At 67.3% G+C, this 24,240-nt stretch carries 18 protein-coding genes and 1 tRNA gene; 18 read left to right on the top strand and 1 reads right to left on the bottom strand.

The window, feature by feature from the left end; translation table 11 throughout:
• Nucleotides 1-365 precede the first annotated feature (365 nt).
• Complete coding sequence (thrS, locus tag BLV24_RS15535; protein ID WP_092683446.1) at nt 366-2,378, top strand: threonine--tRNA ligase; 2,013 nt, start codon at nt 366-368, stop codon at nt 2,376-2,378.
• 251 nt (nt 2,379-2,629) lie between these two features.
• Here thrS and BLV24_RS15530 read toward each other — a convergent pair whose 3' ends face one another.
• Entirely contained in the window at nt 2,630-3,997 is a 1,368-nt protein-coding gene (locus BLV24_RS15530; protein WP_092683444.1) for a calcium-binding protein, read from the bottom strand.
• Between the two features lie 499 nt (nt 3,998-4,496).
• Here BLV24_RS15530 and BLV24_RS15525 point away from each other — a divergent pair, with 499 nt between their 5' ends.
• From BLV24_RS15525 to BLV24_RS15445, 17 genes are all read left to right on the top strand, one after another.
• Nucleotides 4,497-5,690 carry an aspartate aminotransferase family protein gene (locus BLV24_RS15525; RefSeq protein ID WP_092683442.1) on the top strand — a complete coding sequence of 398 codons (1,194 nt, stop codon included), beginning with the start codon at nt 4,497-4,499 and terminating at the stop codon, nt 5,688-5,690.
• Nucleotides 5,687-6,616 (top strand): ornithine carbamoyltransferase, encoded by a 930-nt coding sequence (gene argF / locus BLV24_RS15520; protein ID WP_092683440.1) that lies wholly within the window; start codon nt 5,687-5,689, stop codon nt 6,614-6,616. Before BLV24_RS15525 ends, argF begins: the two co-directional genes overlap by 4 nt.
• Nucleotides 6,617-6,971: 355 nt before the next feature.
• A complete protein-coding gene (locus tag BLV24_RS15515; RefSeq protein ID WP_092683438.1) occupies nt 6,972-7,697 on the top strand; it encodes a VPLPA-CTERM sorting domain-containing protein in 726 nt (241 codons plus the stop codon).
• Between the two features lie 97 nt (nt 7,698-7,794).
• A tRNA-Trp gene (locus BLV24_RS15510) sits at nt 7,795-7,870 on the top strand.
• A 102-nt stretch (nt 7,871-7,972) separates the two neighbouring features.
• On the top strand, nt 7,973-8,170 hold the full coding sequence (secE, locus tag BLV24_RS15505; RefSeq protein WP_092683436.1) for a preprotein translocase subunit SecE: 198 nt from the start codon (nt 7,973-7,975) through the stop codon (nt 8,168-8,170).
• A 231-nt stretch (nt 8,171-8,401) separates the two neighbouring features.
• A complete protein-coding gene (nusG, locus tag BLV24_RS15500) occupies nt 8,402-8,935 on the top strand; it encodes a transcription termination/antitermination protein NusG (protein WP_092683434.1) in 534 nt (177 codons plus the stop codon).
• A 104-nt stretch (nt 8,936-9,039) separates the two neighbouring features.
• Nucleotides 9,040-9,468 carry a 50S ribosomal protein L11 gene (rplK, locus tag BLV24_RS15495; protein WP_092683432.1) on the top strand — a complete coding sequence of 143 codons (429 nt, stop codon included), beginning with the start codon at nt 9,040-9,042 and terminating at the stop codon, nt 9,466-9,468.
• 2 nt (nt 9,469-9,470) lie between these two features.
• Nucleotides 9,471-10,169 carry a 50S ribosomal protein L1 gene (gene rplA, locus BLV24_RS15490; RefSeq protein ID WP_092683430.1) on the top strand — a complete coding sequence of 233 codons (699 nt, stop codon included), beginning with the start codon at nt 9,471-9,473 and terminating at the stop codon, nt 10,167-10,169.
• Nucleotides 10,170-10,439: 270 nt separating this feature from the next.
• A complete protein-coding gene (gene rplJ, locus BLV24_RS15485) occupies nt 10,440-10,955 on the top strand; it encodes a 50S ribosomal protein L10 (RefSeq protein WP_092683428.1) in 516 nt (171 codons plus the stop codon).
• Nucleotides 10,956-11,039: 84 nt separating this feature from the next.
• Nucleotides 11,040-11,417, top strand: a complete 378-nt coding sequence (gene rplL / locus BLV24_RS15480; protein WP_092683426.1) for a 50S ribosomal protein L7/L12 — start codon at nt 11,040-11,042, stop codon at nt 11,415-11,417.
• 316 nt (nt 11,418-11,733) lie between these two features.
• On the top strand, nt 11,734-15,837 hold the full coding sequence (gene rpoB / locus BLV24_RS15475) for a DNA-directed RNA polymerase subunit beta (RefSeq protein WP_092683424.1): 4,104 nt from the start codon (nt 11,734-11,736) through the stop codon (nt 15,835-15,837).
• 86 nt (nt 15,838-15,923) lie between these two features.
• Nucleotides 15,924-20,171, top strand: coding sequence for a DNA-directed RNA polymerase subunit beta' (gene rpoC / locus BLV24_RS15470; RefSeq protein WP_092683421.1), 4,248 nt, complete (start codon nt 15,924-15,926; stop codon nt 20,169-20,171).
• A 298-nt stretch (nt 20,172-20,469) separates the two neighbouring features.
• Complete coding sequence (locus BLV24_RS15465; RefSeq protein ID WP_092683419.1) at nt 20,470-20,721, top strand: hypothetical protein; 252 nt, start codon at nt 20,470-20,472, stop codon at nt 20,719-20,721.
• Between the two features lie 316 nt (nt 20,722-21,037).
• Nucleotides 21,038-21,409, top strand: a complete 372-nt coding sequence (gene rpsL, locus BLV24_RS15460; RefSeq protein WP_092683417.1) for a 30S ribosomal protein S12 — start codon at nt 21,038-21,040, stop codon at nt 21,407-21,409.
• A gap of 11 nt (nt 21,410-21,420) precedes the next feature.
• Nucleotides 21,421-21,891 (top strand): 30S ribosomal protein S7, encoded by a 471-nt coding sequence (rpsG, locus tag BLV24_RS15455; RefSeq protein ID WP_092683415.1) that lies wholly within the window; start codon nt 21,421-21,423, stop codon nt 21,889-21,891.
• Nucleotides 21,892-21,926: 35 nt separating this feature from the next.
• Nucleotides 21,927-24,068 carry an elongation factor G gene (gene fusA, locus BLV24_RS15450; RefSeq protein WP_092683413.1) on the top strand — a complete coding sequence of 714 codons (2,142 nt, stop codon included), beginning with the start codon at nt 21,927-21,929 and terminating at the stop codon, nt 24,066-24,068.
• Between the two features lie 77 nt (nt 24,069-24,145).
• Nucleotides 24,146-24,240: GTP-binding protein (locus BLV24_RS15445; RefSeq protein WP_018590913.1), on the top strand; the 95-nt coding region annotated here is incomplete at its 3' end.

Genomic DNA, 24,240 nt, shown 5'->3' with positions numbered 1-24,240 from the left:
GGCCGACCGGGCAGGGCGTCCGGAGCAGGCGTCCGGGGCGACGTCACGGGGCGCGCCGCGGGGCGAGGCGCCTGCAAGCCGCTCTCGCCGGGGGACGACCGGAAATGGGCCGGCGGCGTCGAGCGGTCTGCAAGATGCTGTCGCGCGGAGGCGGGGTCAATACGGCTGCGACGCGCCCGGGGGCGACGGGGCCGGGGCGCCCCCCGCCGCGTCCCCCGCCGCCGGCTTTCCTTGACAGGCCGGCCCCCCCTCATATGGTGCGCGCCACGACGCTGGGGCGGCGCGAACCGCCCGGCGCCGGCACGCAACCAGACCGAAGCCCCGTTCGAGACCCGAGCGGGGACGCACCCATTGGAGTGAACCCCATGTCCGACGCGCACGCCGCCCGTCCCGAGAACCGCTCGGTCGAGGCCCGGCAGGTCACCGTGACCCTGCCGGACGGCGCGACGCGGACTATGCCGGCGGGGGCTTCCTCCGCCGACCTCGCCGCCGACATCTCCAAGTCGCTCGCCAAGGCCGCCATCGCGGCGAAGGTCGACGGCAGGCTCGTCGACCTGACCGCGCCGCTGGAAGACGGCGCGCAGGTGGCGCTGGTGACGATGAAGGACGAGGCCGAGGCGCTGGAGCTGGTGCGCCACGACTGCGCGCATATCATGGCCCGCGCGGTGCAGGAGCTGTGGCCCGACGTGAAGGTCACCATCGGCCCGGTGATCGACAACGGCTGGTTCTACGATTTCGACCGGGAGGAGCCGTTCTCCACCGACGATCTCGCGGCGATCGAGAAGAAGATGCGGGAGATCATCGCCAAGCGCGATCCGGTCCGCACCGAAGTGTGGGAGCGCGACGCCGCGGTGGCCTTCTACGAAGCCAACGGCGAACCCTACAAGGTGGAGCTGGTCGGCGCGATCCCCGAGGGCGAGAAGATCCGCATGTACTGGCACGGCGACTGGCAGGACCTCTGCCGGGGCCCGCATCTGGTCCATACGGGGCAGGTGCCGCCGGACGCCTTCAAGCTGATGAAGGTGGCCGGCGCCTACTGGCGCGGCGATCATCGCAACAAGATGCTCCAGCGCATCTACGGCGTGGCGTTCCGGTCGCGCAAGGATCTCGAAGCCCATCTCCACCAGCTGGAGGAGGCCGAGCGCCGCGACCATCGCCGCATCGGCCGGGAGATGGACCTGTTCCACCTCCAGGACGAGGCGCCGGGCATGGTGTTCTGGCACCCGGACGGCTGGACCGTCTACCGGGCGCTGGAGGATTACATGCGCCGCCGGCTGACGCTGGCCGGCTACAAGGAGATCAAGACCCCGCAGGTGGTGGACCGCAAGCTGTGGGAGGCTTCCGGTCACTGGGAGAACTACCACGAGAACATGTTCATCACCGAGGTTGACGAGGGGTCGGAGGCCGGCGCGCATGCGAACGCCAAGCGGACCAACGCGCTCAAGCCGATGAACTGCCCGTGCCATGTCCAGGTCTACAACCAGGGGCTCAAGTCCTATCGCGACCTGCCGCTGCGGCTGGCGGAGTTCGGGTCCTGCCACCGCTACGAGTCCTCGGGCTCCATGCACGGGCTGATGCGGGTGCGCGGCTTCACCCAGGACGACGCGCATATCTTCTGCACCGAGGACCAGATCGAGGCGGAATGCGCGGATTTCATCCGGCTGCTGTCGACGGTCTACACGGATCTCGGGTTCGAGGATTTCGACATCAAGCTGTCGACCCGGCCGGAGACGCGGGTGGGCTCGGACGCGGTCTGGGACAAGGCCGAGACCGCGCTGGAGAAGGCGATCCAGGCGCTGGGCCTGCCCTATGAGGTGGATCCGGGCGAGGGCGCCTTCTACGGCCCGAAGCTGGACTTCAAGCTGACCGACGCCATCGGGCGGGAATGGCAGTGCGGCACCTTCCAGGCCGATTTCAACCTGCCCGACCGGCTGGACGCGGAATATGTCAACGACCAGGACGAGCGCGTGCGCCCGGTGATGCTGCACCGGGCGATCCTGGGGTCGTTCGAGCGGTTCCTCGGCATCCTGATCGAGAACCATGCCGGGCGTTTCCCGCTGTGGCTGGCCCCGAAACAGGTGGTGGTGGCGACGATCACCTCGGACGCGGACGGCTACGCCGCGGAGGTCGTCGCGGCCCTGCGCGCCGCCGGCATCCGGGCCGAGGCCGACACCCGCAACGAGAAGATCAACTACAAGGTCCGCGAGCACAGCCTCGCCAAGGTCCCGGCGATCCTAGCCGTGGGGCGGCAGGAGGTCGAGAACCGCTCGGTCGCCGTGCGGCGGCTGGGGGCCCAGGGCTCGAAGGTCCTGGGGCTGGAGGAGGCGCTGGAGGCCTTCGTGGCCGAGGCGACCCCGCCGGACCTGCGCAAGGCCTGATCGCCGCCCTTCGGGGCGTCGGAAACATGAAGGGCGCGGTTGGCCGAGGGGCCGGCCGCGCCCTTTTTCGTGCCGCGGTTCGAGGGGGCGGGCCGCGCGCCGCCCCCGGCCGCGCCTCCCGCCCGCCCACCCCGGCGCGACCGGGGGCGGCGCGCTCCGGGCGATTCGGCGCGTGCCGCGACGGGCGGGGCGCGACGAAAAAGGCGGCCCGCGTTGGGCCGCCCTCGGGATGTGCCGTCGAAGGGGGGGGATCAGCCGAAGTCGAAGTCGTCGGCGCCGATCTCGGCCGCGCTCCGCCCGGCGAGGATCACCGTCGTCCCCTCCCAGCGGATCGCGGCGCCGGCGCGGACGTCGCGGATCTCCAGGTCCTCGAGGCCGCTGGCGTTGTAGCTGGTGATCTGGATGAGATCGACGCCGTCCTCCCAATCCTTGATCGTGTTGCGGCCGTAGTCGTTGAAGAACCAGAACCAGTCCGCGCCGGCCCCGCCCTTGAGCACGTCGCGCCCGGCGCCCGGGTCCAGCAGGTCGTCGCCGCGGCCGCCGATCAGCGTGTCGCGCCGGCCGGCGCCGTAGAGCAGGTCGTCACCGCCGCCGCCGACCAGCTTGTCATCGCCGCGGCCGCCCTCCAGCACGTCGTTTCCGCGGCCGCCCTTGAGCGTGTCCTTGCCGCCGTCGCCTGCGATCAGGTCATCGCCGCCGCCGCCGATCAGCGTGTCCCGGCCGGCGCCGCCGCGCAGCTCGTCGTCGCCACCGAAGCCCTTGAGCACGTCGCGCCCGCCATAGCCCCAGATCCAGTCATTTCCCGCGTCGCCGGCGATCCGGTCCGCGCCGCGGGCGCCGTAGTGGAATTCCACCGCCGCCGCGTCGCCGCCGCCGCCGCCGGAGGTCCCGTCATCCGAGCCGCCCGAGGTCTCGCCCTCGCCTAGGCCGCCGTCCCCGTCCCCGCCCCCGTCCGCGCCCTCGTCCGCGTCGTCGACCAGCAGGGCGTCGGCGTAATCCACATAGGTGAGGTCGAGCCCGAACGTGAGGCCGGACAGCAGGTCGCCGTCCTCGCCGGTCGACCAGTCGTACCAGGGGTTCTCCAGCAGGCCGTCGATGGAGATGGTCTGCACCGTCTCGACGGTCGAGCCGTTGCCGTGGATGAAGCCGTGGTCGTTAGTGTAGCGGCTCTCGGCGCCGGTCTCGATCCGGATGCCCTGGCGCGAGGCGCCGTTGTTGCGGAAGTTGTCGGCGAATTCCGCCGTCCACACGCCGCCGACATTCTCGACATCGGTCCAGAAATTGTAGGCCGCGCGCACGCCCCGTTCCACGTCGTCGGAGTCGAAGCCGGAGATGCGCAGGTGGCCGGCCTCGTCGTCGCCCAGGCCGAAGCCGCGGATCTCGCCGCTGTTCTCGTTGTAGATGGCGATCCAGGCCGAGAGGTGGTCGCCCTCGTAAACCGTCGTGGTGACGTCGGGCGCGTTCTCGTACTGGATCAGGTAGCCGGCGGAATCCGCGCCCGCGACCGCGCCGTAGGTGTCGAGATTGTAGCCGGCGCGCTGCACGCGGATCACCGTGGCGTAGTATTCGCCCTCGTCCAGCATCGTGTGGAGCGGGTGCTGTTGCAGACCTGCGGCCATGGCGGTTCCCCTTGCGTTGCGGCGCGCCCCACGCGCTCCGCTTCGAGTCATCCCCGTGAACGTCGCTAGACCTGACCGTTGAGAAATTCAACGGCGCGGGCGATTGCGCCCCCTTGCCAATGTGTTGGGGATGAATGCGCGCAGTTGGGTGTTGCCGGGGCGCATCGTTTCGCCAGGGCGGCGCGGTCGCGGGGGCTGCGAAGGACGCCGCCATGGGCGAATTTCAGACCCGAGCGCCCGACCCCGGTGACCATGCCCGCGTTCCGCCCGCGCCCGGCCTCGGCGCCGCGCGGGCGTCCGGGCGCCGCCGGCGGGCGGGTCGTCGCGCGGCTCCCTCGCCGGCCGCCGGCGCTGACGGGGCCGGTTTCGCCCGCCCGGACACGCCTTTCATTTGACATTTCGGACGCGATCCCCGACCAATCCGCCTCCGCTCCGCACGGTCCGGCCGCCGCGCGGGGCGTTTTCGATTCATTCCGGCCGGTTCCGAAGGAGTTCAGAGGTGATCACGCCCGTCCTGCCGACCTACGCTCGGGCGCCCCTCGCATTCGTCGAGGGACAGGGCCCATGGCTGATTGACGAGAAAGGCGACCGTTACTTCGATCTCGGCGCCGGCATCGCGGTGAACGTGCTCGGGCACGCCAATCCGACGCTCGTCTCGGCGCTGGAGGACCAGGCGCGACGACTCTGGCACACCTCGAACCTGTACCGGATCCCCAACCAGGAGAAGCTCGCCGAGCTGCTGGTCGAGCATACTTTCGCCGACACCATGTTCTTCACGAACTCGGGCGCCGAGGCGATGGAATGCGCGATCAAGATGGCGCGGAAGTTCCACTCCCATGCGGGGAACCCCGAGCGGTTCCGGGTGATCACCTTCGAAGGGTCGTTCCACGGGCGGACGCTGGCCACCATCTCGGCCGCGGGCGGGGAGAAGCTGACCAAGGGCTTCGGCCCGCTGCTGCCGGGCTTCGACCACGCGGTCTACGGAGACCTGGAGTCGGTCAAGGCGCTGATCGGACCCGAAACCGCCGCCATCGCCATCGAGCCGATCCTGGGCGAGGGCGGGATCATCCAGCCCGAGCGCGCCTTCCTGAAGGCGCTGCGCGAGATCTGCGACGCCGAGGGCCTGCTGCTGATCATGGACGAGATCCAGACCGGCGTCGGGCGCACCGGCAAGCTCTTCGCCCATGAATGGGCCGGGGTGACGCCGGACATCATGGCCATCGCCAAGGGCATCGGCGGCGGCTTCCCGCTGGGCGCCTGCCTGGCGACGGAGCGCGCCGCGGCGGGCATGACCGCGGGCACCCACGGGTCCACCTATGGCGGCAACCCGCTGGGCTGCGCCGTGGGCGTGGCGGTGATGGAGACCGTGACCGGGCCGGGTTTCCTCGAGGAGGTCAACCGCCTCGCCGGGGCGCTGCGCCAGAAGCTGGAGGGGCTGATCTCCGCCCATCCCACCGTGCTGGAAAGCGTTCGCGGCGAGGGGCTGATGATCGGCATCCGCTGCAAGGCGGCCAACATGGACGTGGTCAACGCCGGCTATGACGCAAGGCTGCTGGTGGTGCCGGCGGCGGACAACGCCATCCGCCTGCTGCCGCCGCTGAACATCACCGACGCGGAGATCGACGAGGCCATGGCGCGCCTCGACGCCGCCTGCGTCGCGGTGGAGGCGGCGCAGCGGGAGGCGGCGGGATGACGCGGCACTTCCTCGACCTCGACCAGGTCCCCGCCGAGACGCTCAAGGGCATCATCGCCGACGCCCGCGCGGTCAAGGACGCGCGGGCGGGGCGGCCCAAGGGCATGCGCGACGACGACCTGCCGCTGAAGGGGCGGGTGGTGGCGCTGATCTTCGAAAAGCCCTCGACCCGCACCCGCGTCTCCTTCGATGTGGGCGTGCGCCAGATGGGCGGCGAGACCATGGTGCTGACCGGCTCCGAGATGCAGCTGGGGCAGGGCGAGACGGTGGCCGACACCGCCCGCGTGCTGTCGCGCTATGTCGACGCCATCATGATCCGGACCTTCGAGCGTTCGACCCTGATCGAGATGGCCGAGCACGCCACGGTCCCGGTGATCAACGGGCTCACCAACCACTCGCATCCCTGCCAGATCATGGCCGACATGATGACGTGGGAAGAGCATCGCGGTCCGGTCGCCGGCAAGCGCGTGCTGTGGGCGGGGGATGGCAACAATGTCTGCGCCTCCTTCCTGCACGCGGCCGGGCGCTTCGGCTTCGACATGACCTTCGCCGGACCCCAGACGCTGGACCCGGACCCGGAGATCGTGGCCTGGGCGCGGGCGCAGGGCTCTGACGTGCGGATCGAGCGCGATGCGCTCAAGGCCGCCGAGGGCGTGGACCTGGTGGTCACCGACACCTGGCTGTCGATGCATGACGACGAGGGCGCCCGCGACCGCCGCCACAACCAGCTGCGTCCCTACCAGGTGAACGGGGCGCTGATGGCCAAGGCGGCGCCGGACGCGCTGTTCATGCATTGCCTGCCCGCGCATCGGGAGGAGGAGGCGACCTCCGAGATCATGGACGGTCCCCACTCGGTCATCTTCGACGAGGCCGAGAACCGTCTGCACGCGCAGAAGGCGGTCCTGCGCTGGTGCTTCGCCGGCTGAGCCTTCGCCGGCTTGCGCGGCGGCGAGAACGATCGGGCCGGTCCGTCGGAATGACGGGCCGGCCCGTTGCGTTTCCGGGGCGCGCAAACCGGGCGGGGGGTGTCCTGAGCTGAATACGCTGCGCACCGTTGCGAAATGCGCTTGAGTTCTTCTGAACAAATTCCTGAACGGCCGCTAATTTTCCTGACAGCAATATGTTATTACGCAAAGTAAACGCGCGATTATATCGGGCGTCGCCACAATTTCGGCGCCGTATACTGTGAGCGTAAGGGCGTTAGTGGGATTCCCTGGTCGTGTTTCGGGGATTCCGGCGAAGATCGCGCGTATTTGCGAGAAAAATCGGACGAGACCACCCATGATATCTTTCGACCGCAATCGGACCGCGACGCTCGCGGCCGCCACGGCGCTCTGCGTCGCCGCGACGGGGCCGGCCGACGCCCTGTCCATCCGCATGCTCGATTCGGCCGGCCAGGTCGACGTCGCCGACAATGGCGTCGGCGACACCGACCCGACCGTCGGGGCCATCGACTTCGACAGTTCCGCGCCCGGCTCCCCGGCCCTGTCCGAATGGGGGCTGACCTCCGCGCAGGTCAGCGGCTGCGCCTCCGGCTGCCCGACCCCGGACCTGGCCCTGTCGCTGGAGGGCAACAGCCTGGCCGACGACGGCACGCTGACCTTCATGGCCACCCAGACGGGCCTGACCCTCGGGTCCGACGAATGGCTCGGTCAGCACTCGCTGGGCGGCTTCGCGGCGGACGAGGTCACGGTCCAGGCCTTCTGGGACCCGTCCAACGCCGCCTACGGCATGGCGGAGGAGATCGGGGACGCCTTCGCCTTCTCCGCGTCCGGCGCCGCCTTCGACTCGTTCTCGCAGGACTATTTCGAGGACATCGACGGAAGCTCGCCGTTCTCGATGACCACGGTGGTGACGTTCAACCACGCCGAGGGCGACACCCAGAGCTTCGTCACCTCCAAGGCCGAGGTCTCGGCGGTGCCGCTGCCCGCGGCGCTTCCGATGCTGGGCGCGGGGCTCGTCGGCATGGGGGTCGTCGCCCGCAAGCGTCGCCGCGACGCCGCCTGACGCTGCGTTCGGCGGCCCTGCGGCCCTTGAGCGGCTCCGTCTTGCGCGGGGCCGCTTGACCTCCCATCTGGGAGCCGGTAGAGCCTGCCTCCGCTGGAGGGGTGTAGCTCAGTTGGTAGAGCATCGGTCTCCAAAACCGAGGGTCGTGGGTTCGAGTCCCCCCGCCCCTGCCAGCGAAATTCGAGGCGCGTCTCCGGCCCGGACCGGACGCGCGCCCGGGCGGCGCCGCCGAATTCCGGCGGGCGCCCCCACGGACCCGCTGAGGAGATCCCGACATGGCCGGCGCCAACCCGCTCCAGTTCGTCCAGCAGGTCCGCGCCGAGGCGGCGAAGGTCGTCTGGCCGACCCGCAAGGAGACGATCGTCACCACCATCATGGTGTTCGTGATGGCCACCCTGGCCGCGATCCTCTTCTTCACCGTCGACCAGATCATCGCGCTCGGCATCGATCAGATCTTCCGCCTCGGGCTCTGAGCCCCCGGCCCGACGCAGGCGCCGCCGGCCCGTTCGGGGGTTCCGGCGGCGTTGTCGCGCCGGCACTTCGCCCTTGCCTTCGGGCGGACGCGAGGATAGTCGGGGCGCTCCCATCACGCATCATGGCGCGCAGCGATTCGGGACGTCCGGTCCCGCAGGCCGCGCGCTTGGTGTTTTGAGGCAAAGGCGGCCCGGTTCAAGGGTCCCCGAAGCGAGGTCGAGACAGGCGGTATGGCCAAGCGCTGGTACACGGTCCACGTGCTCTCCAATTTCGAAAAGAAGGTGGCCGAGGCCATCAAGGAGGGCGCGCGCCAGAACGATCTGGAAGACCAGATCGAAGAGGTTCTGGTGCCGACCGAAGAGGTCGTGGAGCTTCGCCGCGGCAAGAAGGTCCAGACCGAACGACGATTCATGCCCGGCTACGTGCTGGTCAAGATGCAGATGTCCGACGAGGCTTATCACCTCGTCATGGACACCAACCGGGTGACCGGGTTCCTCGGCCCGATGGGCCGTCCGACCCCGCTGCGCGATTCGGAAGTGGAGCGGCTGATCTCCCAGGTCGCCGAAGGCGTGGAGCGTCCGCGCCCCGCCATCACCTTCGAGATCGGCGAGCAGGTGAAGGTCACCGACGGCCCGTTCGAAAGCTTCACCGGCATGGTGGAGGAAGTCGACGAGGTCAGCGCCCGCCTGAAGGTGGCGGTGTCGATCTTCGGCCGGTCCACCCCGGTCGAGCTGGAATACGCCCAGGTCCAGAAGACGGGCTGAGGCGTCAGGCGCGGGAGGCCGGGGCGACGCGTCGCCGAAGCCGTACCGCTAACCGTGAAGCGCGACGGGACGCGACCCGAAGCGCGGGATGAAGGAGAGGCCAGATGGCCAAGAAGATCATCGGCAGCCTGAAGCTGCAGGTGCCTGCGGGCAAGGCGAACCCCTCGCCGCCCATCGGCCCCGCGCTGGGTCAGCGCGGCCTGAACATCATGATGTTCTGCAAGGAATTCAACGCGGCGTCCCAGGGGATGGAGCCGGGCGCGCCGTGCCCGACGATCATCACCTACTACCAGGACAAGTCTTTCACCTTCGTGATCAAGACTCCGCCGGCGTCCTTCCTGCTGAAGAAGGCCGCGAAGCTGAAGTCGGGATCGCAGAAGCCGGGCCGCGACGTGGCCGGCTCGGTCTCCGTCAAGCAGGTGCGCGAGATCGCCGAGGCCAAGATGGTCGATCTCAACGCCAACACCATCGAAGCGGCGATGCAGATCGTCCTGGGCTCCGCCCGGTCGATGGGCATCGAGGTGAAGGGCTGATCATGGCTAAGCTGAGCAAGCGCGCGAAGTCCAACCGCGCCGCCGTCGAAGGCAAGGAATTCCTGCCGCTCGACGAGGCCGTGTCCCTGGTGAAGTCCAACGCCACCTCCAAGTTCGACGAGTCGATCGAGATCTCGATGAACCTGGGCGTCGACCCCCGTCACGCGGACCAGATGGTCCGCGGCGTGGTGACCCTGCCCAACGGCACCGGCAAGACGGTGCGCGTGGCGGTGTTCGCCCGCGGCCCGAAGGCCGATGAGGCCACCGCCGCCGGCGCCGACATCGTGGGCGCCGAGGACCTGATGGAGACCATCCAGTCCGGCAAGATCGAGTTCGATCGCTGCATCGCCACGCCGGACATGATGCCGATCGTCGGTCGTCTGGGCAAGGTGCTGGGCCCCCGCGGCCTGATGCCGAACCCCAAGGTCGGCACGGTGACCATGGACGTGGCCCAGGCGGTCAAGAACGCCAAGGGCGGCGAAGTGCAGTTCCGCGTCGAGAAGGCCGGGATCGTGCATGGCGGCGTCGGCAAGGCGTCCTTCGACGCCGCGCAGATCGCCGAGAACATCCGCGCCTTCGTCGGCGCGGTGTCCCGCGCCAAGCCGACCGGCGCCAAGGGCGTGTACCTGAAGAAGATTTCGCTCAGCTCCACCATGGGGCCGGGCGTGTCGGTCGACGTGGCCTCCACGTCCGCCGAGTGAGATCCGGATCGGTTCCGTCCCCTCGGGGGCGGGACCGGGCCGGTGTGAAGGGGTTTTCGGAGCGATCCGGACGCCCCTCTCGTCCGAGACGGCGGGCGAGGGCCCTCGGGTCCTCTTAATCTCCCGCCATAGACGGGGAACGAGTTCCAATTCGCCGCGTGCGGCGACCTTGGCTCGGGACCCGGACGGGACCTGAACCGTCGGCGGGGATTCACCCCGGCGGCGCTTGGAGCCGGGAGGCGCGAGCCTCCCATGAACTTGGAGCGAACCATGGACAGAGCGCAGAAGTCCGCCGTTGTCGAAGAGCTCGACAAGGCCTTCGCCGAGTCCGGGTCGGTCGTGGTGTGTCACTACGCCGGTCTCACGGTCGCGCAGATGTCGGATCTCCGCATCAAGATGCGGGCTGCCGGTGGGCATGTCCGCGTCGCCAAGAACACGCTCGCCAAGATCGCCCTTGAGGGCAAACCCTGCGAGGGGCTGAAAGCCCATCTCACGGGGCAGACCGTTCTCGCCTATGCCGAAGATCCCGTGGCGCCCGCCAAGGTGATCGAGGAATACGCCAAGAAGAATGACAAGCTTGTCATCATTGGCGGCGCCATGGGCGCGACGGTCCTGGATGCGGAAGGCGTCATGGCTCTGGCCAAGATGCCGTCCCGCGAGGAAGTGCTGGCGTCCATCGTCGGCTCGCTGCTCGCCCCCGCGTCCAACCTCATCAACGCGATCACGGCCCCCGCGACCAACATCGCGGGCGTCCTCAAGACCATCACGGAAAAAGAGGACGCGTGATCAAGGCGTGCTGCGCACCCTGAGGCCTCCCGCGTGACCGCGACGATGGCCTGAACGCAAACATACTGGAACTGGAAGAGAACAATGGCTGATCTCAAGTCCCTCGCCGAGCAGCTGGTCGCCCTGACCCTGCTGGAAGCCAACGAGCTGAAGAACATCCTCAAGGACGATTACGGCATCGAGCCCGCCGCCGGCGGCGCCGTGATGATGGCCGGTCCGGCCGGCGAAGCCGCCGCCGCCGAAGAGGAAAAGACCGAGTTCGACGTGATCCTCGTCTCCGCCGGCGAGAAGAAGATCAACGTGATCAAGGAAGTCCGCGCCATCACCGGCCTGGGCCTCAAGGAAGCCAAGGACCTGGTCGAGGCCGGCGGCAAGGCCGTCAAGGAGCAGGCTTCCAAGGAAGAAGCCGAAGAGATGAAGAAGAAGCTCGAAGAGGCCGGCGCCAAGGTCGAGCTGAAGTGATCTTGCGCATGGCGTCAGCCATGCCATGAATAGAGCGTCCGGCCCTGCGACTTCGCGGGGCCGGGCGACGCGTTTCAGGACCGCCCGGCGAAAAGGGGGGGGACTGGAGCGGTCCGAGCGTCGTCTCGGGCGCCCTCGAAGAGCCCCGCCGCGCAGGTCTGCGCCCCGGTCCGGCTTTTCCAGGACGCCCCGGAGGACGCGCGGGATCCGGGTCGCGGGCCGTGGGACGCTCGCGTGGAATAGGATCCGCGCCCATTGCGGACGCGTCGCGGCCGGTCGCCCCGCCGGCTGACGACGCTGAAGGCAGAGGTTGAGCATGGCCCAGACGCATTCCGTTCGCAAACGCATTCGCCGCAGCTACGGTCGCATCCGCGAAGTCGCGCAGATGCCGAACCTGATCGAGGTCCAGAAGTCGTCTTACGACCTGTTCCTCAACAGCGGCGACGGCGTGGAGCCGACCGACGGGGAGGGCCTGCAGGGCGTCTTCCAGTCGGTGTTCCCGATCAAGGATTTCAACGAGACCGCGGTGCTGGAGTTCGTTCGTTACGAGCTCGAGCCCCCCAAATACGACGTGGAGGAGTGCCAGCAGCGCGACATGACCTATGCCGCGCCGCTGAAGGTCACCCTGCGCCTGATCGTCTTCGAGGTGGACCCGGACACCGAGGCGAAGTCCGTCAAGGACATCAAGGAGCAGGACGTCTACATGGGCGACATGCCCCTGATGACGAAGCACGGCACCTTCGTCGTGAACGGGACCGAGCGCGTCATCGTCTCCCAGATGCACCGGTCGCCCGGCGTGTTCTTCGACCACGACAAGGGCAAGACCCATTCCTCGGGCAAGCTGCTGTTCGCCAGCCGCGTGATCCCCTATCGCGGCTCCTGGCTGGACTTCGAGTTCGACGCCAAGGACGTGGTGTTCGCGCGCATCGACCGCCGCCGCAAGCTGCCCGTCACCTCCCTGCTCTACGCCCTGGGCCTGACCCAGGACCAGATCATGGAGGAGTTCTACGACACGGTCCCCTATCGCCGCGTCAAGGACGGCTGGGCGACCCCGTTCCGCGGCGAGCGTCTGAAGGCCACCAAGCCCGACCATGACGTGATCGACGCCGCGTCCGGCGAGGTCCTGTTCGAGGCCGGCAAGAAGATCACCCCGCGCCGGATCAACCAGATCCTGGAGCGTGGCGACATCTCCGAGACGCTGGCCCCGTTCGAGACGATCTACAACCGCTACGTGGCCTGCGACCTGATCAACGAGGAAACCGGCGCGATCTATATCGAGGCCGGCTCCGAGCTGATCGAAGACAACGTGCAGGAGCTGCTCGACGCCGGTTTCGACGAGATCCCGACGCTCGACATCGACCTGTCGATCGGCCCGTGGATGCGCAAGACCATGGACGTCGACAAGAACATGAACCGGGAGCAGGCGCTTCTGGACATCTACCGCGTCATGCGCCCCGGCGAGCCGCCGACGGTCGACGCCGCGGAGACCATGTTCAACTCGCTGTTCTTCGATTCCGAGCGCTACGACCTGTCCGCGGTCGGCCGCGTGAAGATGAACATGCGCATGCAGCTGGACGCCGATCCGTCCCAGCGCACGCTGCGCCGCGAAGACATCATCGCGGTGATCAAGGCGCTGGTCGAACTGCGCGACGGCCGCGGCGAGATCGACGACATCGACCATCTCGGCAACCGGCGCGTGCGCTCGGTCGGCGAGCTGATGGAGAACCAGTACCGCGTCGGCCTGCTTCGCATGGAGCGCGCGATCAAGGAGCGGATGTCCTCGGTCGATATCGACACGGTGATGCCGCAGGACCTGATCAACGCCAAGCCGGCGGCGGCCGCGGTGCGCGAGTTCTTCGGCTCGTCCCAGCTGTCGCAGTTCATGGACCAGACCAACCCGCTGTCGGAAGTGACCCACAAGCGGCGTCTCTCGGCCCTCGGGCCGGGCGGTCTGACCCGTGAGCGCGCGGGCTTCGAGGTGCGCGACGTTCACCCGACCCATTACGGCCGGATGTGCCCGATCGAAACGCCGGAAGGCCCGAACATCGGTCTGATCAACAGCCTCGCGTCCTTCGCTCGCGTGAACCGCTACGGCTTCATCGAGACCCCCTACCGGAAGGTCATCGAGGGGCAGGTCTCCGACGAGGTGATCTACATCTCGGCGACGGAGGAGATGCGCTACACGGTCGCCCAGGCCAACGCGCAGCTCACCGACGAGGGGCGGTTCGAGAACGACCTGGTGTCCACCCGCAAGGGCGGCGAGTTCATGCTCTCCCCGCGCGAGAACATCAACCTGATCGACGTGTCGCCCAAGCAGCTCGTCTCGGTCGCGGCCTCGCTGATCCCGTTCCTTGAGAACGACGACGCCAACCGCGCGCTGATGGGCTCGAACATGCAGCGTCAGGCGGTGCCGCTTCTGAAGGCCGAGGCCCCCTATGTGGGCACCGGCATCGAGGAAGTGGTGGCGCGGGATTCCGGCGCGGCGATCACCGCGCGGCGCGGCGGCATCATCGACCAGGTCGATGCGGTCCGCATCGTCGTGCGCGTCACCGACGACATGGACCCGGGCGATCCGGGCGTGGACATCTACCGTCTGCGCAAGTTCCAGCGCTCCAACCAGAACACCTGCATCAACCAGCGTCCGCTGGTGAAGGTGGGCGACCGGGTCGGCGCCAACGACGTCATCGCCGACGGTCCCTCGACCGACCTGGGCGAGCTGGCGCTCGGCAAGAACGTGCTCGTCGCGTTCATGCCGTGGAACGGCTACAACTACGAGGACTCCATCCTCATCTCCGAGCGGATCGTGAAGGACGACGTGTTCACGTCGATCCATATCGACGAGTTCGAGGTGATGGCCCGCGACACCAAGCTCGGGCCGGAGGAGATCACCCGCGACATTCCCAACGTGGGTGAAGAAGCCCTGCGGAATCTCGACGAAGCGGGCATCGTCTATATCGGCGCCGAAGTCGGGCCGGCGGACATCCTCGTCGGCAAGATCACGCCGAAGGGCGAAAGCCCGATGACGCCGGAGGAGAAGCTGCTCCGCGCCATCTTCGGCGAAAAGGCCTCGGACGTGCGCGACACCTCGCTGCGCCTGCCGCCGGGCGATCACGGCACCATCGTCGAGGTGCGCGTGTTCAACCGGCACGGCGTCGAGAAGGACGAGCGCGCCCTGCAGATCGAGCGCGAGGAGATCGACCGTCTGGCCCGTGACCGGGACGACGAGATCGTCATCCTGGAGCGCAACATCTACGCGCGTCTCAAGGACCTGATCCTCGGCAAGACCGCGGTGAAGGGCCCCAAGGGCGTGCGGGCCGGCGCCGAGATCACCGAGGAGCTGCTGGGCACGCTCAGCCGCGGCCAGTGGTGGCAGCTGGCGCTTGCCGAAGAGGCCGAGGCCTCGGAGCTGGAGGCGCTGAACAAGCAGTTCGACGCCCAGAAGCGCGTGCTGACCAGCCGTTTCGACGACAAGGTCGAGAAGGTGCGTCGGGGCGACGACCTGCCGCCGGGCGTGATGAAGATGGTCAAGGTGTTCGTGGCGGTGAAGCGCAAGCTGCAGCCGGGCGACAAGATGGCCGGCCGTCACGGCAACAAGGGCGTCATCTCCCGCGTGGTGCCGGAGGAGGACATGCCGTTCCTCGCCGACGGGACCCCGGTGGACTTCGTGCTGAACCCCCTGGGCGTGCCGTCGCGCATGAACGTGGGGCAGATCCTCGAAACCCATATGGGCTGGGCCGCGCGCGGCCTCGGCGCCCAGATCGGCGAGGCGATCGACGCCTATCGCCGTTCGGGCGACATGGAGCCGGTTCGCGATCAGATGCGTCACGCCTATGGCGATGAGGTGTTCGACGCGGAGACCGAGCACATGACCGCCGAGGAGTTCCTCGAAGCGGCCGAGAACGTGCGCCGCGGCGTGCCGATCGCCACCCCGGTCTTCGACGGCGCCAAGGAGCCGGACGTGAACAACGCGCTGGAGCGCGCGGGGTTCCATGTCTCGGGTCAGTCGGAGCTGTTCGACGGCCGGACCGGCGAGCAGTTCGCCCGCAACGTCACCGTCGGGGTCAAGTATCTGCTGAAGCTGCATCACCTGGTGGACGACAAGATCCACGCGCGCTCGACCGGGCCCTACAGCCTCGTCACCCAGCAGCCGCTGGGCGGCAAGGCCCAGTTCGGCGGCCAGCGCTTCGGCGAGATGGAGGTCTGGGCCCTGGAGGCTTACGGCGCCGCCTACACGCTGCAGGAGATGCTCACGGTCAAGTCGGATGACGTGGCCGGGCGCACCAAGGTCTACGAGTCGATCGTCAAGGGCGAAGACGACTTCGAGGCCGGCGTGCCCGAGAGCTTCAACGTGCTCGTGAAGGAGATCCGGTCCCTGGGTCTCAACATGGAGCTGCTGGACAGCGACTCCGAGAGCGAATGAGCGTCCCGATGACGACGCGCCGCGGATCCCCCTCCGCGGCGCGCCCGGGACGTCCCCTCTTTCGGGCCCTTTGACGGAGCACCGTTATGAACCAGGAAATCAGCAACGTCTTCGCGCCGGTCGCCGCGCCGCGCACGTTCGACGAGATCAAGATCACTCTGGCCTCGCCGGAGCGGATCCTGTCGTGGTCCTTCGGCGAGATCAAGAAGCCGGAGACGATCAACTACCGGACCTTCAAGCCGGAGCGGGACGGTCTGTTCTGCGCCCGGATCTTCGGGCCGATCAAGGACTACGAGTGCCTGTGCGGCAAGTACAAGCGCATGAAGTATCGCGGGATCACCTGCGAGAAATGCGGCGTCGAGGTCACGCTCCAGAAGGTGCGTCGCGAGCGCATGGGCCATATCGAGCTGGCCGCGCCCGTCGCCCATATCTGGTTCCTCAAGTCGCTGCCCTCCCGCATCGGCCTGATGCTGGACATGACGCTGCGCGACCTTGAGCGCATCCTCTACTTCGAGAACTACGTGGTGATCGAGCCGGGTCTGACCGACCTGAAGCACGGTCAGCTGCTGTCGGAAGAGGATTACCTCGACGCGCAGGACCAGTATGGCGAGGACGCCTTCCGGGCCGGCATCGGCGCCGAGGCGATCCGCGAGATGCTGTCCGAGATCGACCTGGACTCCACCGCCGAGCAGCTGCGCATCGACCTGAGCGAAGCCACCGGCGAGCTGAAGCCCAAGAAGATCATCAAGCGGCTGAAGCTGGTCGAGCACTTCCTCGAGTCCCAGAACCGGCCCGAGTGGATGATCATGACGGTCGTCCCGGTGATCCCGCCCGAGCTGCGCCCGCTGGTGCCGCTGGACGGCGGCCGCTTCGCGACCTCGGACCTCAACGACCTGTATCGCCGGGTCATCAACCGCAACAACCGTCTGAAGCGGCTGATCGAGCTGCGGGCGCCGGACATCATCATCCGCAACGAAAAGCGGATGCTGCAGGAATCCGTCGACGCGCTGTTCGACAACGGCCGCCGCGGCCGGGTCATCACCGGCGCCAACAAGCGCCCGCTGAAGTCGCTCGCCGACATGCTCAAGGGCAAGCAGGGCCGGTTCCGCCAGAACCTGCTCGGCAAGCGCGTCGACTTCTCGGGCCGGTCGGTCATCGTGACCGGGCCGGAGCTGAAGCTGCACCAGTGCGGCTTGCCCAAGAAGATGGCGCTGGAGCTGTTCAAGCCCTTCATCTATTCGCGCCTCGACGCCAAGGGCCTGTCTTCGACGGTCAAGCAGGCGAAGAAGCTGGTGGAGAAGGAGCGTCCGGAAGTCTGGGACATCCTCGACGAGGTGATCCGCGAGCATCCGGTGCTGCTGAACCGCGCGCCGACCCTGCACCGTCTGGGCATCCAGGCCTTCGAGCCGGTGCTGATCGAAGGCAAGGCGATCCAGCTTCACCCGCTGGTCTGCTCGGCCTTCAACGCGGATTTCGACGGCGACCAGATGGCCGTGCACGTCCCGCTGAGCCTTGAGGCCCAGCTGGAAGCGCGCGTCCTGATGATGTCGACGAACAACGTGCTGTCGCCCGCCAACGGCAAGCCGATCATCGTGCCGTCGCAGGACATGATCCTCGGGCTCTACTACATCTCCATCGCCCGTGACGGCCTGCCCGGCGAGGGCATGGTCTTCGGCTCGATGGACGAGGTGGAGCACGCCCTGCAGGGCGGCCTCGTGCACATGCACTCCAAGATCCAGGCGCGGGTTCGCCAGATCGACGCCGACACCGGCGAGGAGGTCATCAAGCGCTTCGAGACCACTCCGGGCCGCATGCGGCTGGGGCAGCTGCTGCCGCTGAACGCCAAGACCCCCTTCGACCTTGTGAACCGCCTGCTCCGCAAGAAGGAGGTCGGCGAGGTCATCGACACCGTCTACCGCCACTGCGGTCAGAAGGAGTCGGTGATCTTCTGCGACCGGATCATGTCGCTGGGCTTCACCGAGGCGTTCAAGGCCGGCATCTCGTTCGGCAAGGACGACATGGTCATCCCCGACACCAAGTGGCCGATCGTCAACGAGACGCGCGAGCTGGTGAAGGAGTTCGAGCAGCAGTATCTCGACGGCCTGATCACCCAGGGCGAGAAGTACAACAAGGTCGTCGACACCTGGGCCAAGTGCACCGACAAGGTGGCGGCCGAGATGATGGTCGAGATCTCCTCGGTCAAGCGGGACGACGCGGGCCGGGAGCTCGAGCCCAACTCGATCTACATGATGTCCCATTCGGGCGCCCGCGGCTCGCCGACCCAGATGCGCCAGCTGGCCGCCATGCGCGGCCTGATGGCCAAGCCGTCGGGCGAGATCATCGAGACGCCGATCACGTCGAACTTCAAGGAAGGCCTGACCGTGCTGGAGTACTTCAACTCCACCCACGGCGCCCGGAAGGGTCTGGCCGACACCGCGCTGAAGACGGCGAACTCGGGCTACCTGACCCGTCGTCTGGTGGACGTCGCCCAGGACTGCATCGTGCGTCAGCATGATTGCGGCACCGACAAGGGCATCCAGGCCTCCGCCGTCATCGACGGCGGCGAGGTGGTGGCGTCGCTGGGCGAGCGCATCCTCGGCCGCGCGCCGCTGGAGGACGTGATCAACCCGATCACCGGGGAGGTCATCCACCCCGAGGGCATGATCATCGAGGAGCATCACGTCGACGCCATCGAGGAAGCGGGGGTGCTCAACATCCACGTCCGCTCGCCCCTGACCTGCGAGCTGCAGGACGGCGTCTGCGTGATGTGCTACGGGCGCGACCTGGCCCGCGGCACCATCGTCAACGAAGGCGAGGCGGTGGGCATCATCGCGGCGCAGTCGATCGGCGAGCCGGGCACCCAGCTGACCATGCGCACCTTCCACATCGGCGGCGCGGCCAACGTCACCGACAACTCGTTCATGGAAGCGAGCCAGGAGGGCGTGCTGGAGATCCGCAACCGCAACCTGATCACCGATCAGGACGGCGCGGAGATCGTGCTGGGCCGCAACGTGACGCTGGCCATCATGGATCGCCGCGGCGCCATCCCGGTGGAGCGGGCGACCCACAAGCTGCCCTACGGCGCGCGTCTGCTGGTGAACGAGGGCGACCAGATCTCCCGCGGGCAGAAGCTGGCGGAATGGGACCCCTACACCCTGCCGATCATCGCCGAGAAGGCGGGCCGGGCGAAGTTCGTCGACCTCAACCAGGGCATCTCGGTGCGCGAGGAGACCGACGACGCGACGGGCATCGCCCAGCGCATCGTCATCGACTGGCGCTCGGCCCCCAAGGGGAACGAGCTGAAGCCCGAGATCATCGTGATGGACCCGGAGACGGGCGAGCCGGTGCGTCTGGGCAACGGCAACCCGGCGCATTACCCGATGTCGGTCGACGCCATTCTGTCGATCGAGGACGGGCAGGACATCCGGGTCGGCGACGTGCTGGCGCGTATCCCGCGCGAAGGCGCCAAGACCAAGGACATCACCGGCGGTCTGCCGCGGGTGGCGGAGCTGTTCGAGGCGCGGCGTCCCAAGGACCATGCGATCATCGCCGAGATCGACGGCATCGTGAAGTTCGGGCGCGACTACAAGAACAAGCGCCGGATCACCATCGAGCCGCTCGACGAAACCATGGACCCGGTCGAGTACCTGGTGCCCAAGGGCAAGCACATCGCGGTGCAGGAAGGCGACCAGATCCAGAAGGGCGAGTACCTGATGGACGGCCACCCGGCGCCGCATGACATTCTGCGCATCATGGGGATCGAGGCGCTGGCCGACTTCCTCATCAACGAGGTGCAGGACGTCTACCGACTGCAGGGCGTGAAGATCAACGACAAGCACATCGAGGTGATCGTGCGGCAGATGCTGCAGAAGATCGAGATCACCGACATGGGCGAGACGACCTTCCTGGCCGGCGAGCAGGTGGACCGCGTCGAGTTCGACGAGGTCAACGAGAAGGCCATCGCGGCGGGCCGCAAGCCCTCGCAGGGTCAGCCGGTGCTGCTCGGCATCACCAAGGCGTCGCTGTCGACCCGGTCCTTCATCTCGGCCGCCTCCTTCCAGGAGACGACCCGGGTGCTGACCGAGGCGGCGGTGCAGGGCAAGCGTGACAAGCTCGTGGGCCTGAAGGAGAACGTGATCGTCGGCCGTCTGATCCCGGCGGGCACCGGCGGCGCGACCTCCCGCGTCAAGAAGGTGGCCTCGGATCGCGACGCGAAGATCATCGCGGCGCAGGAAGCGGAGGCCGCGGCCGCCGCCGCCGAGGCCGCCGCGATGGCGCCCGAGCCCGAGCCGATCCCGGCCCCCGCCTCCGACGCCGGCTTCGGCGAGGAATAAGCCGTCGCCCTGGCCCGGGTCCGACCCGGGGCAGGGCCTGCCGCAGGCGCCGATCCAGCACGCGCCCGGACCGTTTTCGCGGTTCGGGCGCGATGCGTTTCGAGGTTCAAGTCATTTTTTGTTCACGAAATCGACTCCGAAAAACAATTTTCCCGAGCGGAAGTTTCCGTTTTCGGGTCAACTAGTTGGAATACTTCCGGAGCAGAAATCGCCTGTTGCGCGACTACTCCATGGATGTATCCTTGAGAGACAACGCACACTGGAACGGGCCGCTGCCCGGCGCGGCGGGGACAATAGCATGGCGTATTTCACGATGCCCTCGACAGGGGGGGGCGATTCCTTCACGGCGGCAGACGCTCCGGGATTGAAAGAGTTCGAGCGGGAATTGGCCCGCACGCTCGACGGGATCGCGGCCCTGAGCCGGCTTTCCCTCACCGATGACGCGGCCCAGGCCACGGAGATCGCCCGCGCCTTTTCGGAGATCGACGAGGCGCTTGCCGATGCCGTTCGGCAACTATATGAAAACGTTGAGGATTTTGACGGGGCCTGACGCGCGCCGCATAGCCGCCATGCCGCTGTCGCGAAGCCGTAAAGCGCCTGTTGACAGCTACCCGGACCCTGCGTAGGTTCCGCCCACTCCGGTCGCAGCGAGTCGTGTCTGCGGCCTGACCAGAATGCCGACGATTGGCGGTCAAGATCCGGGCCTCGCGCCTCGATCCTCTGGATTTCGCCGCAGGGCCCCGGCCACGGGGTCATGCGGTCATTCGTGCTTCGCCCAAAGCGGAGCGCGCAACGTCGTTTTTGGCGCCGCGGCCAGAGGGTCGAGACCGGCGCGATCAGGGAAGCAGCGAAAGGGTCAGGGCCCGATGCCGACCATCCAGCAGCTGATCCGGAATCCCCGGCAGCCCAAACCGAAGCGCCAGAAGGCCCAGCATCTGCAGGCCTGCCCCCAGAAGCGGGGCGTGTGCACGCGCGTTTACACCACGACTCCGAAGAAGCCGAACTCCGCGCTCCGCAAGGTCGCGAAGGTTCGTCTGACCAACGGGTTCGAGGTGATCTCCTACATCCCCGGCGAGGGTCACAACCTTCAGGAGCACTCCGTGGTCCTGATCCGTGGCGGCCGCGTCAAGGACCTTCCCGGCGTGCGCTATCACATCCTCCGCGGCGTGCTCGACACCCAGGGCGTGAAGGATCGGAAGCAGCGCCGTTCCAAGTACGGCGCCAAGCGGCCCAAGTGAGGATCTGAGACATGTCGCGACGTCACCGCGCCGAGAAGCGTGAGATCCTGCCGGACGCCAAGTATGGCGACCGCATTCTCACGAAGTTCATGAACAACCTGATGTACGACGGCAAGAAGTCCGCCGCCGAAAGCATCGTCTACGGCGCGCTCACCCGCGTCGAGGACCGGCTTCGCCGCCAGCCCGTGGAAGCGTTCCACGAGGCGCTGGACAACGTGAAGCCGTCCGTCGAGGTCCGTTCCCGCCGCGTTGGCGGCGCGACCTACCAGGTCCCCGTGGAAGTCCGCCCCGAGCGGCGCGAGGCCCTGGCGATCCGCTGGCTGATCGATTCCAGCCGCAAGCGGAACGAGAACACCATGGAAGAGCGGCTCGCCAACGAGCTGCTGGACGCGGTCAACGGCCGCGGCACCGCCGTCAAGAAGCGGGAAGACACGCACAAGATGGCGGAGGCCAACAAGGCCTTCAGCCACTACCGCTGGTAATCCTGCCTTAAACCTTCGGAACCAGGACGAGACCGATGGCCCGCGAATACTCGCTCGAGCGCTACCGTAACTTCGGTATCATGGCGCATATCGATGCTGGCAAGACCACGACGACCGAGCGCATCCTCTACTACACCGGCAAGTCCCATAAGATCGGCGAAGTCCATGACGGCGCCGCGACGATGGACTGGATGGAGCAGGAGCAGGAGCGCGGCATCACGATCACGTCGGCCGCGACCACCACGTTCTGGTTCCGCACCGAAGACGGCGTGAACCCGACCGGCATCTACGGCGACACGCCCGATGAGGCTCGGTTCCGGTTCAACATCATCGACACCCCCGGCCACGTCGACTTCACCATCGAAGTCGAGCGTTCGCTGGCGGTGCTCGACGGCGCGGTCTGCGTGCTGGACGCCAACGCCGGCGTCGAGCCCCAGACCGAGACCGTCTGGCGTCAGGCCGACCGCTACAAGGTCCCGCGGATCGTGTTCGTCAACAAGATGGACAAGATCGGCGCCGACTTCTTCAACTGCGTGAAGATGATCAAGGATCGCACCGGGGCCACCCCGCTGCCGATCCAGTGCCCGATCGGCTCGGAGGCCGAGCTGGAAGGTCACGTCGATCTGATCACCATGAAGGAGTGGGCCTGGAAGGGCGAAGATCTGGGCGCCTCCTGGGTGGTTCAGGACATTCGTCCCGAGCTCGCCGAGAAGGCCGCCGAGATGCGCGCCGAGATGATCGAGATCGCCGTCGACATGGACGACGAGGTGATGGAGAAGTACCTGGAGGGCGAAGAGCCCGACATGGCGACTCTCCGTCGTCTGATCCGCAAGGGCACGCTGGAAATGGCGTTCGTCCCCGTGATCTGCGGCTCGGCCTTCAAGAACAAGGGCGTGCAGCCGATGCTGAACGCCGTGATCGACTTCCTGCCCGGCCCGCTCGACGTGCCGCCCTACATGGGCTTCTCGCCGGACGACGAGACCGAGACCCGCAACATCGAGCGTCGTCCCGATGACAGCGCGCCGTTCTCGGGCCTGGCCTTCAAGATCATGAACGACCCGTTCGTCGGTTCGCTCACCTTCACCCGCATCTATTCGGGCATCATCTCCAAGGGCGACTCCGTGCTCAATTCGACCAAGGGTCGGAAAGAGCGCATCGGCCGCATGATGATGATGCACTCGAACAATCGCGAAGAGAGCGATTGGGCGGGCTCGGGCGACATCATCGCGCTGGCCGGTCTCAAGGAGACCACCACCGGCGACACCCTGTGCGATCCGGCCAAGCCGGTGGTCATGGAGACGATGACCTTCCCCGATCCGGTGATCGAGCTGGCCATCGAGCCGAAGACCAAGGCCGACCAGGAGAAGATGTCCCAGGGTCTGCAGCGGCTCGCCGCCGAGGACCCGTCCTTCCGCGTCTCCACCGACATCGAGTCGGGCCAGACCATCATGAAGGGCATGGGCGAGCTTCACCTCGACATCCTGGTCGATCGTCTGAAGCGCGAGTTCAAGGTCGAAGCGAATATCGGCGCCCCGCAGGTCGCCTATCGCGAGACCATCTCGCACGAGGCCGAGATCGACTACACCCACAAGAAGCAGTCGGGCGGCTCCGGCCAGTTCGCGCGGGTGAAAATGGTCATCATGCCGGTGGAAGCGGGCGAGGGTTACTCCTTCGAGTCCAAGATCGTCGGCGGCTCGATCCCCAAGGAGTACATCCCGGGCGTCGAGAAGGGCGTGAAGTCGGTGATGGACTCCGGTCCGCTGGCCGGTTTCCCGGTGATCGACTTCAAGGTCGAGCTGATCGACGGCGCCTTCCACGACGTCGACTCCTCGGTTCTGGCCTTCGAGATCGCCTCCCGGGCCGCGATGCGCGAGGGCCTTCGCAAGGCCGGCGCGAAGCTGCTCGAGCCGGTGATGAAGGTCGAGGTGATCACGCCGGAGGAATACACCGGCGGCATCATCGGCGACCTGACCTCGCGTCGGGGCCAGGTGACCGGACAGGACGCCCGCGGCAATGCGGTGGCGATCAACGCCTTCGTGCCGCTGGCCAACATGTTCGGCTACATCAACAACCTGCGCTCGATGTCGTCGGGCCGGGCCCAGTTCACCATGCTGTTCGACCACTACGAAGCGGTGCCCTCGAACATCAGCCAGGAAATCCAGGCGAAATACGCCTGATCCACGGATGACGGCTCGCGGGCGCGCTTCAGGGAAGCGCGCCCCGGCGGAGCCCCCAGAGACGACGGAGATACCCAATGGCCAAGGCGAAATTCGAGCGCAACAAGCCGCACGTGAACATCGGCACGATCGGTCACGTCGACCACGGCAAGACGACGCTGACGGCGGCGAT

The sequence above is a fragment of the Albimonas donghaensis genome (assembly GCF_900106695.1).
Taxonomy (GTDB): Bacteria; Pseudomonadota; Alphaproteobacteria; order Rhodobacterales; family Rhodobacteraceae; genus Albimonas; species Albimonas donghaensis.
This window is presented reverse-complemented; position numbering and strand designations above follow the sequence as displayed.

What these genes read in the sequence shown, in the direction of transcription:
- rpsL (WP_092683417.1), top strand. Translation starts at nt 21,038, where the DNA reads ATGCCGACCATCCAGCAGCTGATCCGGAATCCCCGGCAGCCCAAACCG.
- rplL (WP_092683426.1), top strand. Translation starts at nt 11,040, where the DNA reads ATGGCTGATCTCAAGTCCCTCGCCGAGCAGCTGGTCGCCCTGACCCTG.
- thrS (WP_092683446.1), top strand. Translation starts at nt 366, where the DNA reads ATGTCCGACGCGCACGCCGCCCGTCCCGAGAACCGCTCGGTCGAGGCC.
- rplA (WP_092683430.1), top strand. Translation starts at nt 9,471, where the DNA reads ATGGCTAAGCTGAGCAAGCGCGCGAAGTCCAACCGCGCCGCCGTCGAA.
- rpoB (WP_092683424.1), top strand. Translation starts at nt 11,734, where the DNA reads ATGGCCCAGACGCATTCCGTTCGCAAACGCATTCGCCGCAGCTACGGT.
- rpsG (WP_092683415.1), top strand. Translation starts at nt 21,421, where the DNA reads ATGTCGCGACGTCACCGCGCCGAGAAGCGTGAGATCCTGCCGGACGCC.
- rplK (WP_092683432.1), top strand. Translation starts at nt 9,040, where the DNA reads ATGGCCAAGAAGATCATCGGCAGCCTGAAGCTGCAGGTGCCTGCGGGC.
- BLV24_RS15465 (WP_092683419.1), top strand. Translation starts at nt 20,470, where the DNA reads ATGGCGTATTTCACGATGCCCTCGACAGGGGGGGGCGATTCCTTCACG.
- BLV24_RS15530 (WP_092683444.1), bottom strand. Translation starts at nt 3,997, where the DNA reads ATGGCCGCAGGTCTGCAACAGCACCCGCTCCACACGATGCTGGACGAG.
- BLV24_RS15515 (WP_092683438.1), top strand. Translation starts at nt 6,972, where the DNA reads ATGATATCTTTCGACCGCAATCGGACCGCGACGCTCGCGGCCGCCACG.
- fusA (WP_092683413.1), top strand. Translation starts at nt 21,927, where the DNA reads ATGGCCCGCGAATACTCGCTCGAGCGCTACCGTAACTTCGGTATCATG.
- nusG (WP_092683434.1), top strand. Translation starts at nt 8,402, where the DNA reads ATGGCCAAGCGCTGGTACACGGTCCACGTGCTCTCCAATTTCGAAAAG.
- argF (WP_092683440.1), top strand. Translation starts at nt 5,687, where the DNA reads ATGACGCGGCACTTCCTCGACCTCGACCAGGTCCCCGCCGAGACGCTC.
- rpoC (WP_092683421.1), top strand. Translation starts at nt 15,924, where the DNA reads ATGAACCAGGAAATCAGCAACGTCTTCGCGCCGGTCGCCGCGCCGCGC.
- secE (WP_092683436.1), top strand. Translation starts at nt 7,973, where the DNA reads ATGGCCGGCGCCAACCCGCTCCAGTTCGTCCAGCAGGTCCGCGCCGAG.
- rplJ (WP_092683428.1), top strand. Translation starts at nt 10,440, where the DNA reads ATGGACAGAGCGCAGAAGTCCGCCGTTGTCGAAGAGCTCGACAAGGCC.